Below are 15,577 nucleotides of genomic sequence, written 5' to 3'. Positions count from 1 at the left end.
CACTTTCTGGTTTATGTCATACCTTGACGGCTATTGCCCCCGTCCCTACTTTCATGTGGTAAGTGGAGTGGCTCGGTCCGTGAGGAGTAAGCCTTATGACCCAGAGTTTCCCCGTTCCCCGTACCTGCCCGTACGAGCCGCCGCCCGAGTACGCGCGCCTCCGGGAGGAGGGTCCGCTGGTCAGGGCGGAACTTCCCGGCGGCCAGGTCTGGCTTGTGACCCGGCACAGCGAGGCGCAGCAGGTTCTCATCGACCCCCGAATCAGCACTAATCCAACCAATCCGGGACATCCGATGGCCGCCCTGGTGATCGAATCCCCTTCCGAGGAGGAACTGCGCTTTCGGGAAAAGTATCAGCAGGGACATTTCGGTGATATGGATCCGCCCGGGCACACTCTCTACCGGCGGCTGCTGATCCCCGAGTTCACCGTCCGGCAGGTCAAGGAGATGCGTCCCGGCATTCAGGAGGACGTCGACCGGCTCATCGACGACATGCTCAAGCAGGGCTCCTCCGCCGACCTCGTCGAGGCGTTCGCGCTGGCCGTGCCGTCGCTGACGATCTGCAGGATGCTCGGGCTGCCCGAGGCGGGCGGCGACTTCTTCCGCGACCGGATGAACACGATGATCGCCGTCGGCAGCAGCTCGACGCAGGAGGCCGTCACGGCGGCCGCGGAGGTCTGGGAGTATCTCGACGTCCTGGTCACCAAGGCCGAGCGGGAGCCGGGCGACAACCTCGTCGGTCGGCTCGTGACGGCCGCCGGGCAGAGCGAGGAGATCTCCCACGACGCCCTGGTCGGCATGACGATCCAGCTGCTCGTGGCGGGGCACGAGACCACGGCCAACATGATCTCGCTCGGCGTTCTGACGCTGCTGCGCAACCCCGGTCACCTCGCCGCGCTGCGCGACGACCCGGCGGGCTGGCCGACGGCGGTGGAGGAACTGCTGCGCTATCTCTCGATCGTGGACTGGGTGGGCTTCGACCGGGTCGCGACCGAGGACGTGGAGATCGGCGGCCAGGTCGTCAGGGCGGGTGAGGGCCTGTTCGTCCTGGGCGCCTCGGCCAACCGGGACGCCCGCGTCTTCGACCGGCCCGACGACCTGGACCTCCGGCGCGGCGCGCGCAACCACATGGCGTTCGGGTACGGCGTGCACCAGTGCCTCGGGCAGAACCTCGTCCGCGCCGAGCTGGAGATCGCCTACCGCACCCTCTTCGAACGGATTCCCGGCCTGCGCGTGGTGGGCGCCGACGACGACCTGCCGTTCAAGTACGCCGGTGCGATCTTCGGCGTCCGTGAGCTGCCGGTGGCGTGGTGAACGCGAGGATCGTCGTCGACAGGGAGCGCTGCGTCGGCGCGGGGCAGTGCGTGCTCGCCGCGCCGGAGGTCTTCGACTCCGGTGACGACGGTCTGGTCAGGGTGGTGGGCGACACCGAGACCGAGACCGGTACCGCCGTCGCCGACGGCATCCGTCACGCGGTACGGCTCTGCCCGGCCAGGGCGCTCAGCCTGCGTGAGGACGGCTGAGGTCCTCATCCGTCTCTCATGAGAGCGGTCTACCGTTGGGGGCATGGGCGACGGTGAGACGGCGCGGGTGCTGGTCGTTGACGACGAGCCCGCGCTGAGGGAGGCGCTGCAGAGCAGCCTGGAGTTCGAGGGCTACCGGGTCGGCCTGGCCCAGGACGGTCAGGCCGCACTCGACGTCCTGCGGCGGGAGCCGTACGAGCTGGTCCTGCTCGACGTGATGATGCCGAGACTGGACGGGCTGACCGCCTGCCGCAGGCTCAGGGCGGCGGGCAACCACGTGCCGGTGCTCATGCTCACCGCCCGCGACGCCGTCGGGGACCGGGTCTCCGGGCTGGACGCCGGGGCCGACGACTACCTGGTCAAGCCGTTCGAACTGGACGAGCTGCTGGCCAGGGTCAGGGCGCTGCTGCGACGCGGGGCGCTGGCCGCCTCCGCCGCGCACGACGACGGCGACGCCGTGCTCGGTTACGGCGACCTGCGGATGGACACCGCCAGCCGGGAGGTGTCCAGGGCGGGCGAAGCGCTCGAACTGACCAGGACCGAGTACCTCCTGCTCGAACTGTTCATGCTCCACCCCCGCCAGGTGCTCACCCGTGACCAGATCCTCAGCCAGGTCTGGGGCTTCGACTTCGAACCCTCCTCCAACTCCCTCGACGTCTACGTCATGTACCTGCGCCGCAAGACCGAGAGCTCCGGGCTGCCCCGCGTGATCCACACCGTCCGCGGCGTCGGCTACGTGCTGCGGGCCTCCTGAGCCGTGAGAGGGAAACGCCGCTCCCTGCGCTCCAGGCTCACCCTGCTGGTCGCGACGGCGGTCGCGGTCGCGATCGCGGTGTGCGCGGCCGTCTGCTGGTTCATCGTCAGGTCCGAGCTGCTCGACCAGATGGAACGCTCCCTGAACGCGCCCAAGGGCCCCCAGGGCAACGAGTGGATCGAACGCAGCTGCGCGAGCCCCCCTCCCGAGCACCAGCCGCCCTTCCCCCGCTTCCAGCTCCTGCAGGCGATCGACACCGGCGGCGTCAGGTGCGTCATCGGCTACACCGGGGTTCGGCTCGTGCCGGGCGACCAGGCCGTGGCGAAGGCGCCGGAGGGGACGCAGCACTTCCGCGACGGCGTGACGGACGAGGGCGCCCCGGTCCTGGTGCTCGTCAGGAGCGTCGGCTCGGGGCTGGCGGTGATGGAGTCCCGGCCGCTGGCGGAGTTCCAGTCGACCCTCACCACGCTCGCCTGGATACTGGCCGGGGTCGCCGCGCTCGGCGTGGTCGGCGCGGCCTCGGCCGGTCTGTTCGTCTCCCGTACGGCGCTGCGCCCGGTCGGCCGCCTCGCGGCGGCCGTCGAACACGTCGCCAGGACCGAGGACCTGCAGACCCGCCTCCCGGTCGAGGGAACCGACGAGATCGCCCGCCTGGGCGCCTCCTTCAACGCGATGACCACCGCCCTGGCCGCCTCCCGCGAGCGCCAGCGCAGGCTGGTCGCCGACGCCGGGCACGAGCTGCGCACGCCGCTCACCAGCCTGCGCACCAACATCGACCTGCTGCTGCGCAGCGAGAACACCGGCCGCCCGCTCGGGGCCGCCCCGAAACGCAGGCTGCTGGCCGGTCTCAAGGCCCAGTTCGAGGAGATGTCCACGCTGGTCGGAGACCTGTTGCAGCTGTCGCGCTCGGAGAGCGAGCACGAACCGCACGTCGAGGTCGCCTTCCACGAGGTGGTCGAGACCGCCGTGCGCAGGGCCAGGCTGCGGGCCCAGGAGAGCCCGATCCGGGTCGAGCTCGAACCGTGGTACGTGCGGGGGGAGCGGGCCGCCCTGGAACGCGCCGTGGTCAACCTGCTCGACAACGCGGTGAAGTTCTCCGAGGGCCCGGTCCTGGTACGGCTCGCGGCGGGGGAGCTGTCCGTCAGGGACCACGGCCCCGGCATAGCGGGGGAGGACCTGCCCTACGTCTTCGACCGGTTCTGGCGCTCCTCGTCGGCCAGGAGCATGCCGGGCTCCGGGCTGGGACTGGCCATCGTGGCGCAGGCCGTACGGGACGCCGGGGGAGAGGTCGTCCTGGAGAACGCGGAGGACGGCGGTGTCCTGGCCAGGGTACGGCTTCCCGGCTCCCCGGGATTGGCCTGACCCGGGCTCTCAACCCACCACTTGTCCCGAAATTTCCTGAAAAGTCCCGAGAAAGGGGCCTGGTTCGCGGGGACGGCTTCCCGGTTGTCTCGGGGTGTCCCGCCTCGTCCGTGGGTCCGCCGGTTTTCTCACCGGTCGTTAACGATCGGCTCAGGATCGCCCAAGGTCCCCCGATGAGCCTGGGGGACATGAGAGATCCGAGTCGTCACCCATGGGAGGCAGCGTGAAGCAGATGTCCGCGCCCGTGCGCACCCGGCTGGTCGAGATCGTCGTCCCCGTGCACAACGAACAGCGGGTGCTCGCCGAGAGCGTGCGCCGCCTGCACGACTACCTGTCGGGAAACCTCCCCTACGGCTTCCGCGTCACGATCGCGGACAACGCCAGCACCGACGCCACCTGGGAGATCGCCGTCGGCCTGGGCAGGGAGCTGCCCCACGTGCACGCCGTGCACCTGGACGCCAAGGGACGCGGGCGGGCGCTGCGCAGGGTGTGGTCGGCCAGTGACGCCGACGTGGTCGCGTACATGGACGTCGACCTCTCGACCGGCCTGGACGCCTTCCCGCCACTGGTCGCCCCGCTGCTGTCCGGGCACAGCGACCTGGCCATCGGAACCCGGCTGTCCCGGGGCGCCAACGTCGTCAGGGGCCCCAAGCGGGAGATCATCTCGCGGACCTACAACCTGCTGCTGCGCTCGGCCATGGGAGCCCGCTTCTCCGACGCCCAGTGCGGCTTCAAGGCCGCCCGCACCGAGGTCGTCCAGGCGTTGCTGCCCGCCGTCGAGGACGAGGAGTGGTTCTTCGACACCGAGCTGCTCCTGCTGGCCGAACGGCACGGCCTGCGCATCCACGAGGTGCCCGTCGACTGGACCGACGACCCCGACAGCCGGGTGGACATCCTCAGGACCGTCCTGGACGACCTCAGGGGGATGGCCAGGGTCACCCGCAAGACCCTGTCCGGCGCGGCCGGGATCCCGGTGCCGCCGAGGGTCCAGCGGGCCCGGCTGCCCACCGGCATGGCCGGGCAGCTGCCCAGCTTCGCGGTGATCGGCGCGGTCAGCACCCTGGCCCACCTCGGGCTGTTCGTCCTGCTGCGGCTGGTGATGCCCGCGGTCGCGGCCAACGCCGTCGCCCTGCTCGTCACCGCCGTGGCCAACACCGCGGCCAACCGCCGCTTCACCTTCGGCGTCACCGGCCGCGCCGGCGCGCTGCGCCACCAGTTCGAGGGAGGCCTCGCCTTCCTGGCCGGTCTGCTGCTGAGCACCGGCGGCCTGGCCCTGCTGAACCGCCTGGCACCGGGCGCCCCGGCCGCGGCGGAGATCACCGCCGTCGTCGTGGCCAACGCCCTGGCCACCCTGATCCGTTTCCTGCTGCTGCGCACCTGGGTCTTCAACCCGCGCCGCACGAGGAGGCCGGGCCGATGACCACCACGGGGAACGACTCACCCGTCATCGACGACCCTGTCACGCAGCCCCCGGCCAAGGTCGGAAGGCCGCGCCGGATCCTCCTCGGCGCCCCCGGCGACCCCCGGTGGGCACGTCCCGCCCTGTGGGCGGTCCTGGCGCTGGCCGCCGTACTGCACCTGTGGGCGCTCGGCCGCAACGGCTACGCCAACTCCTACTACTCGGCGGCCGTGCTGTCCGGCACCCGCAGCTGGAAGGCCTTCTTCTTCGGGGCACTGGACGCCGGGTCGTTCATCACCGTGGACAAGCCGCCCCTGGCGCTGTGGGTGATGGGGATCTCCGCGCGGGTCCTCGGGTTCGGGACCTGGAGCCTGCTGCTGCCCCAGGCCGTCGCGGGCGTGGCCGCCGTCGGCGTGACGCACTCGGCCGTACGGCGCGCCCTGCCCGGTACGGCGGGTCACGCGGCCGCGCTGATCGCGGCGCTGGTGATGACGCTGACCCCGATCACCGTGGCGATCAACCGGGACAACAACCCCGACACCGTCCTGGTGCTGCTGCTGGTGCTGGCGGCCTGGTGCTGCCAGGAGGCGATCCGCACCGGCCGTACCCGCACCCTCGTCCTGTCGGCCGTGCTCGTCGGCCTGGCTTTCAACACCAAGATGCTCCAGGCCTACCTGGTGCTGCCCGCCTTCACCCTCGTCTACCTCGCCACGGCCCACGGAACGGTGCCGCGCCGCCTCGGCCGCCTGCTCGCCGCGGGCGCCGCGCTGGTGGTCTCCAGCGCCTGGTGGATGGTGGTCGTGGACCTGTGGCCCGCCGAAGATCGTCCCTACATCGGCGGCAGCACGGACAACTCCGTCCGGGACCTGGTCGTCGGCTACAACGGCCTCGGCCGGATCCTCGGGCAGGACTTCGCCGGGGGCGGTCCGGGGGAGGGCGGCCCCGGGGGCGGTGGCTTCGGGGGAGCGGGCTTCGGCGGCGCGTCCGGGGCGGGACGGCTGTTCAACGACGTCATGGCCGGGCAGATCTCCTGGCTGCTGCCCTTCGCCGCCGTCGCCCTGGCCGCCGGGCTGGTGTTCACCGTCCGTGCCCGCCTGCGCCCCGCCCGGGTGGCGCTGCTGCTGTGGGGCGGCTGGCTCGCGGTCCACTACGCGGTGTTCAGCTTCTCCAGCGGCACCTTCCACCCGTACTACTCCACCGCCATGGCTCCGGCGGTCGCGGCGCTGACCGGGCTGGGCGGGGTGCTGTCGTGGCACGCGGGCCGGACCCGGCGCTCCTGGGCCTGGGTGCTGCCCGCCGCCCTGACCGTCACCGGGGCGTGGGCGTTCACGGTGCTGCGCCGTACACCGGACTTCGTGCCCTGGCTGGCCTGGGCGGTCGCCGGGGTGACGGCGGTCGCGGTGGCGGCCACGGCGCTGTCCGGAGCGCTGTCCGGAGCGCTGTCCGGGACGTCGTCCGGGCTGAGGCCCGGATCCCCGCGGGGCCGCGCCCGGCTCCTGGCGGCGTCCGGCGTGGTCGCGGCGCTGTTCACCGGGCTGGCGGGTCCCGCAGCGTACGCGCTGACCCCGCTCGGCTCCGCGGTCAACGGCACCAACCCCACCGCGGGGCCGCAGACCGGCGGGTTCGGCGGGATGCGAGGTGGTTTTCCGGGAGGGTTCCCCGGCGGCGGCCGGGGAGACCGTCCGGAGGGCCTCCCCGAGGGGTTGCCCAAGGATCCTCCCGAGGGTTCTCCCGAGGGCCTTCCCGGTGGTTTCCCCGGCGGGCCGGGAGGCGGCATGAGCGAGAAGACGATCGCCTACCTGAGGAAGAACATGGGCGGCGCGGCCTGGCTGGTCGCGGTGAGCAGCGCGCAGGGCGCCTCCTCGGCCATCCTGTCCACCGGCCTGCCGGTCATCGCCATGGGCGGCTTCGTCGGAGGCGACCCCGCCATGACGGTCGAGCGGCTCACGGCGCTGGTCGCCTCGGGGGAACTGCGCTACGTCATCCCCGGCGGCGGCCGGGGCGGTCCCGACTCGGGAGGCTCCGAGGTCACCGCGTGGGTGAGCGCCAACTGCGCCGTCGTGGCCCCCGCTGAGTACGGCGCCGAGTACGGCGGAGGCACCCGGGACGGCCGGTCGCTCTACCGCTGCGGAGACTGACGACCGGGGCCGGGGCCCCTTGACTGGGCGGCCAGTCAAGTAGTACGGGGCCCCGGTGCCCGCTGCTGTAGTCTTGCGCAGTGCAGAGCGGAGGAGGGGCGCGCGGCAGCCGCGCGGACCAGGCCGACCAGCGCCGGGCCGAGCTTCTTGAGGCCGCCCGGCGGGTGGTGCTGGAGCGCGGGCTCGCCAGCACCCGTGTCGCGGACATCGCCAAGGCCACCAACGTGAGCGGCGGGCTGATCCACTATCACTTCGCCACCAAGGACGACCTCATCACCGAGATGCTCCGCAGCACCAGCGAGTCGGAGATCCAGCGGCTGAGGGAGATCGCGGCGGAGCGGGGCGGCGCCGTCGAGCGGCTCGACCGGGTCCTGCGTTTCTACATCCCGGCCTCCCGCTCCGACCAGAGCTGGATCCTCTGGCTCGACGCCTGGGCCGTCGGGGTGCGCGAGGCGCACGTCAGGACCATCCTGCTGGAGCTTGAGGGCGCCTGGATCGAGATCCTCGCCGGGGTGATCTCACAGGGGGCCGAGACGGGCGAGTTCACCTGCGACGACCCCCAGGGGGCGGCCGAGCGGATCGACGGGATGCTCGACGGCCTGGTGGTCCGTTACACCCTGCACGCGGGCGGCATGTCCCGCAGCAGGCTGCTGCACCACGCCAGGGTCGCCGCGGCCCGCGAGGTCGGTCTGAGCCCCGCCGTCTTCGAGGAGCAGTCTCCCGCCCCCGAGGACTGACCCCTCACCTCCCTCACCGCCGCCTCAGCGGGGGATCAGCCGAGGACCGGGTAGTTGGCGCGCAGCACGCCACGGGGGTCACGGGCCCGCTTGACGTCACGCAGCCGGGCCAGGACGTCGCCGGGGAAGGCCGCCGCCGCACGCTCCCCGACCCCCAGGAAGGTGTACGGCTTGCGCCCGCTGGTGTGCGGCACGAACTTCCCGGCGATCTCCTTGAGCCGGGTCTCCACGGCGGCCGTGGCCTCGGGGCCCGGGGTGACGCCGAACATGTAGAGCGAGTAGGGCTCCGTCAGATGGCCGCAGGCGCCGCCGCCGGGCACCGGACGGGCGAGCGCGCCGCCCAGGTGCCGGACCTGAAGGCTGACCAGCGGGGCGATGGGCTCCGACAGCAGCGCCCCGGCCACCGCGTCGTCCAGGCCGGTCAGCAGCTCCGCGTGCCCGAGGGCGGGCGCCGGGTCGGACGGCTCGGCGCAGACGTCCCCCAAGGCGGCGACGGGCAGCGGCCCCCGCGTGTCGGAGACCGTCCCGCCGATCGCCTCGAAACGGCGCAGCAGGTCGCGCCCCTCGGCCGCCTCCCCCAGGAAGGTGGTGTCGATCGTCACCATCGACCTGCCGCGCAGGTGATCGGGCAGGAAGTCGAACGGGGGGAAGTTCAGCAGCGTGAACCAGACCGAGAGCTCCTCGGGGGCCGAGGCGGTGACCTCCCGGAAGGCGGCGAGCACCTCGCCCGCCCGCTCGGCGGGCCACATCAGGCGCCCGCCGTACAGGTGGGGAGCGGGGTGCAGGTCGAACTCGACGGCCGTCACCAGCGCGAAGTCACCGCCGCCGCCGCGCAGGGCCCAGAACAGCTCGGGGTCGGAGTCCGCGTCCACCCGGAACGCCTCCCCTTCGGCGTCCACGACGTCGAGGGCACGGACGGAGTCGGCGGCGTGCCCGTGACGGCGGCTGAACCAGCTCAGCCCGCCGCCCAGGGTGTAGCCGACCACGCTGGGCGCCGTGGAACTGCCCGCGAGACCGGTCAGGCCGTACGGGCTCACGGCGGAGAGCGCCTCGGCCCACCGTACGCCCGCCCCGACCCGGGCCAGCCGCTCCTCGGGCCGCACCTCGACACCGCCGAGCGCGCCGGTGCGCAGCAGGATCACTCCCTCGACGTCGCCGGTCGCGCCGTGGCCGCTCGGCTGGGCGGAGACCGAGAGCCCGGCCAGCCGGGCGTAGCGGACCAGGGCGGCCACGTCGGCGGCGTCCCGCGCCTCGACCACGGCCAGGACGGGCTGGTCAACGGCCAGGTTCCAGGCGGCCCTGGCCCGGTCGAAGCCCTCCTCACCCGAGGCGAGCACCTGTCCCCTGACCGCGCGCCGCAGGTCGTTCCCGATTGTCATGATCTATCCCTTCGGTCGATGCCCCGACTCTGGCGTGACCGATTTGGAGACGACTTGGGGTTGGTTTGAGGTCGACCACAAATGGGAGTTCGCCATTTGGCCGGTTACGGACAGTTCCGTGGCGTGACGCCGGGAAGGCGGGGAGTGGGCCATGCTTGTGCCGCCGGTCGGGACGGCCCCGCCGGGACGATCTCGAAGGGGAGGCGGGAGTGGACGCCCTGCGGAGGCTGCGGATCAGGGGAACGCTGTCGGCGCTGGTGATCCTGGCCGCGGGGGCCACCGCGACCGCGACCGCGGCCGACACCCGGGCGGACGGGCGTTCCTGCGAGCCGTGGACCCTGTGTCTCCGGGCGCCCGCCGTACCGTCCGCCGTGACCCCCGGGCCCGCGGGTCACCGGCCGTGGACGATCGGCGACATCACCGGCGACAGATGGTGCCTGTACGCGCGACCACAGGGCCGGACGGACCTCGTGGGAATCCTCGGCGGGCGCGAGGGCAACCTCGAACGCTGGATCAGGAACAGGGGCGCCAGGGCGCCGGGACCCTGCTGACGGGGCGCCGGCGGGGGCCGGAGACCGGGTGAGGGGTCAGGCGGGCAGCGCGGCGAGCAGGAAGGCGAGCCGGGCGGCGGCGTCCTCGATGTTGTCGGCGCTGCCGAGCCGGTAGCCCCACGAGGTGATGAACCCGCCGTCCTGGGAGCAGGTCACGGTCTCGGTCAGGGTGCTGCTGAAACGGTTGCGCACCGAGACGTAGGCGGGGTCGTCGAAGGAGACCCGCTGCACGGCCAGATCGGCGTGCTGCCGCGCCGCGGCGGCGAACTTCTCAAGGCAAGACAGCGTGTCCAGCATCGTGCATCACCTCCGTCTCGACAGAGAATTGCACGATCTTGGGAGGTTAATCAAGCAATTGCGGATACTAAACCCGAGATTGTCGTGTGAAATCCTCCAATACCTTGACGATCACCGCTCTGGCGTCCTCCCTGAAGGCCGCGACCTGATGGAACTCCTCGAAGCTGTGCTCGTAGAACGCGATGTCCTCCGGGTCGCGCAGGATCAGGTCACGGGTCCTGGTCGGCACCGCCACCTGCCCCCTGTCGTAGATCCAGAAGCCGTTGATCGGGGCCGCGGGCAGCGGGGCCTCGAAGGGCAGGACGCCGAACTCCACGTTCGGCAGCGCGGTGACCGCGAGCAGCCGGTCGAGCTGGCCGCACATCACCTCCGGCGGCGCCAGGCGGTAACGCAGCGCGGCCTCGGACATGAGGAACCGGAACGTCCTGCTCGGGTCGTAGAGGATCTCCTGGCGCCGCATCCGCACCCTGATGGCGGCGTCGACCTCGTCGGGCGCGTTGTACAGGCGTTTGATCCTGGTGAAGACGCTGCGGGCGTACTCGGTCGTCTGCAGCAGGCCGATGATCACGCCGGGCTCGACCACCCGGAACGTCTGGGTCCGCGACTCCAGGTCGCGGATGTCCTCCTGGAGCGTGGCCAGGCCGGTACGGTGCCGCTGCCGCCAGGAGTCCTGACGTTCCAGCAGGACGCAGGCCTGCTCGATCAGCTCCTCGACGACCTCGGGGGTGGCCTCGACGGCCTGGCCCCAGAGGGTGACGTCGTCCTCGGTGGCGGTCTGCCGCGCGTTCTCGATGCGGGAGACCTTGGACGGCTGCCACCTCAGCCGTTCTGCCAGCTCCTTGCCGGACAGCTGCGCGGCCTCGCGCAGCTGCCTGAGCCGGGCGCCCAGCTCGGTGCGGACCTGCTGGAACTCGCTCACCCGATCTCCTCCGCGGATCGCGGGGGGCGGGGCGCCCGCGCGCCCACCGGCTCGCCCGTTCCGCGCGCCCGTCGAATCTCCCGCATGGTTCGCACGAGGGTAGACCGAGCGCGCGGATCGTGCCATAGCCGTCTCCCCAATCGTGATCAATATGTGTGGGAACGTCCGGCGAGCGGCCTCCTGGTTCCGTCTCCCGGGGTGCGGCGCGGGCCGGAGGGGGTCGGAAAGCGCGAACGCATGACTGATTCCTTCCCCAATCCAGCATCTTCGGACAATTGCGCGCAATCCTAGACTTCGGAAGGTTGCATGAGGGTTTCAAATCTCGAAATACCCATATTTCGTGAAATATGGGATTAATAGGACTTTTGGCGCGCGGCCGCCGTACGGCTCAGGATCGCTCGGGCACCCAGGAGGGGGCGCGCTTCTGCATGAAGGCCGTGATCCCCTCCTGCCCCTCGGCGGAGGTGAACCGCTGCGCCGACAGCTCGGCCATGCGCCGCGTCCCCTCCTCGAAGGACAGCGCGGGCACCTCGCGCACCAGCCGCTTGGTGAGCGCCAGCGCCTCAGGGCCGCCGCGCAGCAGCATCCCGGCGTAGTGGGCGACCGTCTCGTCGAGCAGTTCCCCGGGTACCGCCCTGGTCAGCAGGCCTATCTCCTGCGCCCTGGCCGCGTCGAAGGTCTCACCCGTCAGGAAGTACTCGGCCGCGGCCCTGGGGCCGAGCCTGCGCAGCACGGTCACCGAGATCATCGCCGGGACCACGCCGAGCCGTACCTCGGTGAACGCGAACGACGCCGTGTCGGGGGCGATCGCGAAGTCGCAGGCCGCGACCAGGCCGAGACCCCCGGCGCGGGCGGTGCCGTTCAACCGGCAGACGACCGGTTTCGGGCTCTCCCAGATCAGGCGCATGATCTCCGGGAACGAGGCGGTCACCGGGGCCCCGGGCGCGCCGCCGGGCTCGGTCCGCTGCTCCTTCAGGTCCGCGCCCGCGCAGAAGACCGGCCCCGTCCCGGTGAGCACGACGACACGCACCTCCTCGTCGGCGAGCGCCTGGGTGAGCAGGTCCTCCAGGTCGCCGAGAAGCCGCACGGACAGCGCGTTCCGGTTGCGCGGGGAGTCCAGGGTGATCGTGGCGATCCCGCCGGACACCTCCTTGCGCACCAGGCGCTCCACTGGCCGGTCCGTGTCGGTGTTCATCCACGCTCCTTGGTCGCTCCCGGCCCCGGGTTCGGCGCCGACGCGCAGAACGGTACCCGGCGCGGCCCGGGGCGAGGCGGGCGGGACTCCTGTCAGCCGCAGTGGCTCCAGCCGCTCTTCCAGGTCGCCGTGCCGTACGTGCCGCCCCAGATGACGCACTTCTTGACGGCGGCGATCCGCACCGGGCCCGCGTAGGCGGTGAAACTGCCCGGGTTCGAGCCGGAGGCGCCCCCCTTCACCTGGAGGATCGCGTTCATCTTGATCTTCCCGGGGACCATGTACCTCGACATGGTGACGACGCAGTTCTTGCCCGCCGCGGAGTTGTAGAGCAGGTAGACGGTCGCGGCGCCGATCCCCCTTGAGTCGATCACCTTGTAGCCGGAGCCGCAGACACCGGTCGCGGTGTAGATGTTCGGGGTCGGCTTGGGCGTCGGCTTCGGAGTGGGTTTCGGCGTCGGCTTGACCGTGGGTTTCACCGTCGGCTTGGGCGTCGGCTGCACCGTGGGCTTCGCAGTGGGCTTCACGGTGGGCTTCGTGGTGGGCTTCACGGTGGGGGCGACGGTCGGTTCGACGGTGGGCTTGACCGTGGGCTTCTGCGTGGGCTTGGGCGTGGGGTCCTGGGTCGGCTTCGCGCTGGGCTCACGGGTCGCCCGAGGCGGGCCGGACGGCTGCCGGGGCCGGGCCGTGCCGGGCTCCGCGGTGAGACGGCCGACGGGCTCGGTGCTCCTGCGCTGCCTCGGGCGGGGCGTCGCGGACGTCCAGGCGGAGGGCGGGTCGGCGGGGGAGAGCACGGGGTCCGGCGACGGCGACCGCACCGTGACGGGCGGGGAGACCGCGGCCCGCGTGCTGGCGGCCCCCCAGTCGCCCTGCAGCACCACGACGGCGCCCGCCGTCGCGCCGAAGACGACGATCGCGGCGGTTCCGGCGAGCAGCATCCCGGAGGGGCGTCGCCGCCCCCGTGGAGCCACGGGGGCGGGCGCCGGTGCCGGTGCCGGGGCGGCGGGCGCGGCGTTCCTGACGGGAGAGGGGACCGTGGCCCCCATCAGATGGCTGACCAGCTCCTCGGCGGTCGGGCGTGACGCCGGGTCCTTCGACAGGGAGGCGGCGACCAGCTCGCGCAGATGCCCCTCAAGACCGCCCAGGTCGGGTTCGACGGTCAGGATGCGGTTCATCACCACGGCGATGGAGTCGGCGCCGAACGCGGGCCGCCCGGTCGCGGCGAAGACCATCGTGACGCCCCAGGCGAACACGTCGGCCGCCGCCGTCACCTCACCTCCGCCGAGCTGCTCGGGAGCGAGGTAGGAGGGCGTCCCCATCGTCGTCCCCGTCGCGGTGGTCCCCGGCGAGTCAAGTGCCCTGGCGATGCCGAAGTCGATCACCACGGGCCCCTCGGGCCCCATCAGCACGTTGGCGGGCTTGAAGTCCCGGTGCAGGATGCCCGCCCGGTGGATGGCCGAAAGGGCGGTGGCGGTGCTGACCGCCAGGCGTTCGAGCGCCGCGCCCCTCCTCGGGCCCTCCCGGTCGACGAGCTGACGCAGGGAGGGGCCGGGCACGTACTCGCTCACGATGTACGGCTGGCTGCCCGCGAGGTCGGCGTGGAGCACCGGGGCGGTGCAGAACCTCGCCACCCGCCGGGCGACGGAGACCTCGCGCAGGAAGCGCGTCCTGGCCTCGGGATCGGTGGCGAGCCCGTGGTGGAGAAGCTTGACGGCCACCTGCTCGCCCGCGGGCCCCCTGCCCAGGTAGACGACGCCCTGGCCTCCTTCGCCGAGCCTGCCGGTCAGCTCGAACGGCCCGAGCCGCGGAGGATCCCCCGACGTGAGCGGCTGTACCACGATGCCCCCCGACAAAACCTACGAATTGGGTTATGTGGTGCAGAACGCTACCAGCGTGAGCCGTGGTCCGGATGGTGCGCCGGAGACGCCCGTCAGATGGCCTTGCCGGGGTTGAGGATGCCGAGCGGGTCGAAGACCCGCTTGATCCCGTGGTGGACCTCCTCGGTCACGGGTCCCGCCTCCAGGGCGAGCCAGCGCCGTTTCAGCAGCCCGACCCCGTGCTCGCCGGTCAGTGTGCCGCCCATCCCGAGCGCCTCCCTGAAGACCTCGTCGGCCGCCGCCCACACCTGGGGCGGCGGTTCCGCCAGGCCGCGGTCGAAGACGAAGACCGGGTGCAGGTTGCCGTCGCCCGCGTGCGCGACCGTGGCGATCAGCACCCCGTGCCTGGCCGCGATGGCCTCGATCCTCTCGATCATGTACGGCAGCGCGGAGCGGGGCACGCACACGTCCTCGACCAGGCACTTGCCGAGCCGTTCCTTGGCCTGGTAGGCGAGCCTCCTGACCCCGACCAGTTCCTCGGCCTCCTGCTCGGAGGAGGAGACCGCGACGAAGGGCGAGCCGTTCTCCGCGCACAGCCTGGCCATCCGCTCGGCCACCATGGGGCCGTCCGCGGCGTCCGACTGCGCGATCAGCATCGCCTGGGTGCCGGCCTCAAGCCCGATGTTGCGCCAGTCGTCGATGGCCTTGAGCGTCGTGCGGTCGAGCATCTCAAGCAGGGAGGGCTGGCACCCCGCCGCGATGATCGCCGCGACCGCGGCGGCGGCGTCCCTGAGCGAGGTGAACTCGGCCGCGATCGTCGCCGGACAGACGGCCGGAGCCCGGCGCAGCCGCAGGGTGGCCGAGGTGATCACCCCGAGCGTCCCCTCGGAGCCGATGAACAGGCCGGTCAGGTCGTAGCCCGTCACCCCCTTGACCGTGCGCCTGCCCGTCTCCAGGACCCGCCCGTCCGCCAGGACGACCTCCAGGCCGAGCGCCGAGTCGCGGGTCACGCCGTACTTCACGCACCGCAGGCCGCCCGCGTTCGTGGCCAGGTTGCCGCCGATCGTGGAGATCTCGTGGGAGGAGGGGTCGGGCGCGTACATCAGCCCGTGCGCCCTGGCGGCCCTGTCCAGGTCCGCGGTGATCACGCCGGGCTCGACCACGGCGACCTCGTCGGCGGGCGAGAGCTCCCTGATCGCCGTCATCCTGTGCAGCGTCAGGACGACGCAGCCCTCGACCGACGTCGCCCCGCCCGCCAGGCCGCTGCCCGCACCCCTGGGCACGACGGGCACCCGGTGCTCCGTGGCCCACCTGAGCGTGGCCACCACGTCCTGCCTGGTCTCGGCCGGCACGACGGCCAGCGGCCTGCCCGGTTCGAGGAAGGTCCTGTCCCGCGCGTAGGAGTCGGTGACGTCAGGGTCCGTCAGGACCTTCTCCGGCGAGAGGGCGGCGACGAGTTCGGAGATAACGCTCACAGGGGGACTGTACGGGGCCCGGTCCGAGGGGGGAT

General features: G+C 72.0%; 14 protein-coding genes. 8 read left to right on the top strand and 6 right to left on the bottom strand.

The annotated features are described in order from the left end of the window. Positions 1-95: 95 nt before the first annotated feature. The 7 genes from ACIBVQ_RS19660 to ACIBVQ_RS19630 all read left to right on the top strand — a co-directional run bounded on the left by ACIBVQ_RS19660 (position 96) and on the right by ACIBVQ_RS19630 (position 7,912). Positions 96-1,313, top strand: coding sequence for a cytochrome P450 (locus tag ACIBVQ_RS19660; RefSeq protein WP_386195426.1), 1,218 nt, complete (start codon positions 96-98; stop codon positions 1,311-1,313). After that, a complete protein-coding gene (locus ACIBVQ_RS19655; RefSeq protein ID WP_352011557.1) occupies positions 1,310-1,522 on the top strand; it encodes a ferredoxin in 213 nt (70 codons plus the stop codon). The genes ACIBVQ_RS19660 and ACIBVQ_RS19655 overlap by 4 nt, the downstream gene beginning before the upstream one ends. Before the next feature lie 43 nt (positions 1,523-1,565). Continuing rightward, positions 1,566-2,276 (top strand): response regulator transcription factor, encoded by a 711-nt coding sequence (locus tag ACIBVQ_RS19650; RefSeq protein ID WP_352011558.1) that lies wholly within the window; start codon positions 1,566-1,568, stop codon positions 2,274-2,276. Positions 2,277-2,279: 3 nt separating this feature from the next. Beyond that, positions 2,280-3,638: a sensor histidine kinase gene (locus ACIBVQ_RS19645; protein ID WP_399178968.1), complete on the top strand. Its 1,359-nt coding sequence runs from the start codon at positions 2,280-2,282 to the stop codon at positions 3,636-3,638. A gap of 232 nt (positions 3,639-3,870) precedes the next feature. Beyond that, positions 3,871-5,058: a glycosyltransferase gene (locus ACIBVQ_RS19640; RefSeq protein ID WP_399179274.1), complete on the top strand. Its 1,188-nt coding sequence runs from the start codon at positions 3,871-3,873 to the stop codon at positions 5,056-5,058. Beyond that, on the top strand, positions 5,055-7,175 hold the full coding sequence (locus ACIBVQ_RS19635) for a glycosyltransferase family 39 protein (protein WP_399178966.1): 2,121 nt from the start codon (positions 5,055-5,057) through the stop codon (positions 7,173-7,175). Before ACIBVQ_RS19640 ends, ACIBVQ_RS19635 begins: the two co-directional genes overlap by 4 nt. 80 nt (positions 7,176-7,255) lie before the next feature. Next, positions 7,256-7,912 carry a TetR/AcrR family transcriptional regulator gene (locus tag ACIBVQ_RS19630; RefSeq protein ID WP_399178964.1) on the top strand — a complete coding sequence of 219 codons (657 nt, stop codon included), beginning with the start codon at positions 7,256-7,258 and terminating at the stop codon, positions 7,910-7,912. Positions 7,913-7,947: 35 nt separating this feature from the next. Here ACIBVQ_RS19630 and ACIBVQ_RS19625 read toward each other — a convergent pair whose 3' ends face one another. Beyond that, a complete protein-coding gene (locus ACIBVQ_RS19625) occupies positions 7,948-9,291 on the bottom strand; it encodes an FAD-binding oxidoreductase (RefSeq protein WP_352011562.1) in 1,344 nt (447 codons plus the stop codon). Between the two features lie 209 nt (positions 9,292-9,500). Between ACIBVQ_RS19625 and ACIBVQ_RS19620 the strand changes: the two genes are divergently transcribed. Further along, the gene (locus ACIBVQ_RS19620; RefSeq protein ID WP_362911490.1) at positions 9,501-9,842 is read left to right on the top strand and encodes a hypothetical protein; all 342 of its coding nucleotides are present in this window, start codon (positions 9,501-9,503) and stop codon (positions 9,840-9,842) included. 36 nt (positions 9,843-9,878) lie between these two features. On the opposite strand, the gene ACIBVQ_RS19615 is transcribed toward ACIBVQ_RS19620, so the two are convergent. From ACIBVQ_RS19615 to ACIBVQ_RS19595, 5 genes are all read right to left on the bottom strand, one after another. Then, entirely contained in the window at positions 9,879-10,139 is a 261-nt protein-coding gene (locus ACIBVQ_RS19615; protein WP_352011564.1) for a hypothetical protein, read from the bottom strand. Between the two features lie 67 nt (positions 10,140-10,206). Then, on the bottom strand, positions 10,207-11,058 hold the full coding sequence (locus tag ACIBVQ_RS19610; protein ID WP_362911489.1) for a helix-turn-helix transcriptional regulator: 852 nt from the start codon (positions 11,056-11,058) through the stop codon (positions 10,207-10,209). 388 nt (positions 11,059-11,446) lie between these two features. Then, positions 11,447-12,253 carry an enoyl-CoA hydratase family protein gene (locus tag ACIBVQ_RS19605; RefSeq protein ID WP_399178960.1) on the bottom strand — a complete coding sequence of 269 codons (807 nt, stop codon included), beginning with the start codon at positions 12,251-12,253 and terminating at the stop codon, positions 11,447-11,449. 92 nt (positions 12,254-12,345) lie between these two features. Beyond that, complete coding sequence (locus ACIBVQ_RS19600; RefSeq protein WP_399178958.1) at positions 12,346-14,088, bottom strand: serine/threonine protein kinase; 1,743 nt, start codon at positions 14,086-14,088, stop codon at positions 12,346-12,348. Positions 14,089-14,180: 92 nt separating this feature from the next. Beyond that, the gene (locus ACIBVQ_RS19595) at positions 14,181-15,542 is read right to left on the bottom strand and encodes an FAD-binding oxidoreductase (RefSeq protein WP_399178956.1); all 1,362 of its coding nucleotides are present in this window, start codon (positions 15,540-15,542) and stop codon (positions 14,181-14,183) included. Between the last annotated feature and the right edge of the window lie 35 nt (positions 15,543-15,577).

This window comes from Streptosporangium sp. NPDC049376 (genome assembly GCF_044466505.1).
In the GTDB taxonomy this organism is placed as follows: Bacteria; Actinomycetota; Actinomycetes; order Streptosporangiales; family Streptosporangiaceae; genus Streptosporangium.
This window is presented reverse-complemented; position numbering and strand designations above follow the sequence as displayed.

Coding starts and splice junctions, on each gene's coding strand:
- ACIBVQ_RS19660 (WP_386195426.1), top strand. CDS start 96: ATGACCCAGAGTTTCCCCGTTCCCCGTACCTGCCCGTACGAGCCGCCG.
- ACIBVQ_RS19650 (WP_352011558.1), top strand. CDS start 1,566: ATGGGCGACGGTGAGACGGCGCGGGTGCTGGTCGTTGACGACGAGCCC.
- ACIBVQ_RS19640 (WP_399179274.1), top strand. CDS start 3,871: ATGTCCGCGCCCGTGCGCACCCGGCTGGTCGAGATCGTCGTCCCCGTG.
- ACIBVQ_RS19635 (WP_399178966.1), top strand. CDS start 5,055: ATGACCACCACGGGGAACGACTCACCCGTCATCGACGACCCTGTCACG.
- ACIBVQ_RS19625 (WP_352011562.1), bottom strand. CDS start 9,291: ATGACAATCGGGAACGACCTGCGGCGCGCGGTCAGGGGACAGGTGCTC.
- ACIBVQ_RS19615 (WP_352011564.1), bottom strand. CDS start 10,139: ATGCTGGACACGCTGTCTTGCCTTGAGAAGTTCGCCGCCGCGGCGCGG.
- ACIBVQ_RS19605 (WP_399178960.1), bottom strand. CDS start 12,253: ATGAACACCGACACGGACCGGCCAGTGGAGCGCCTGGTGCGCAAGGAG.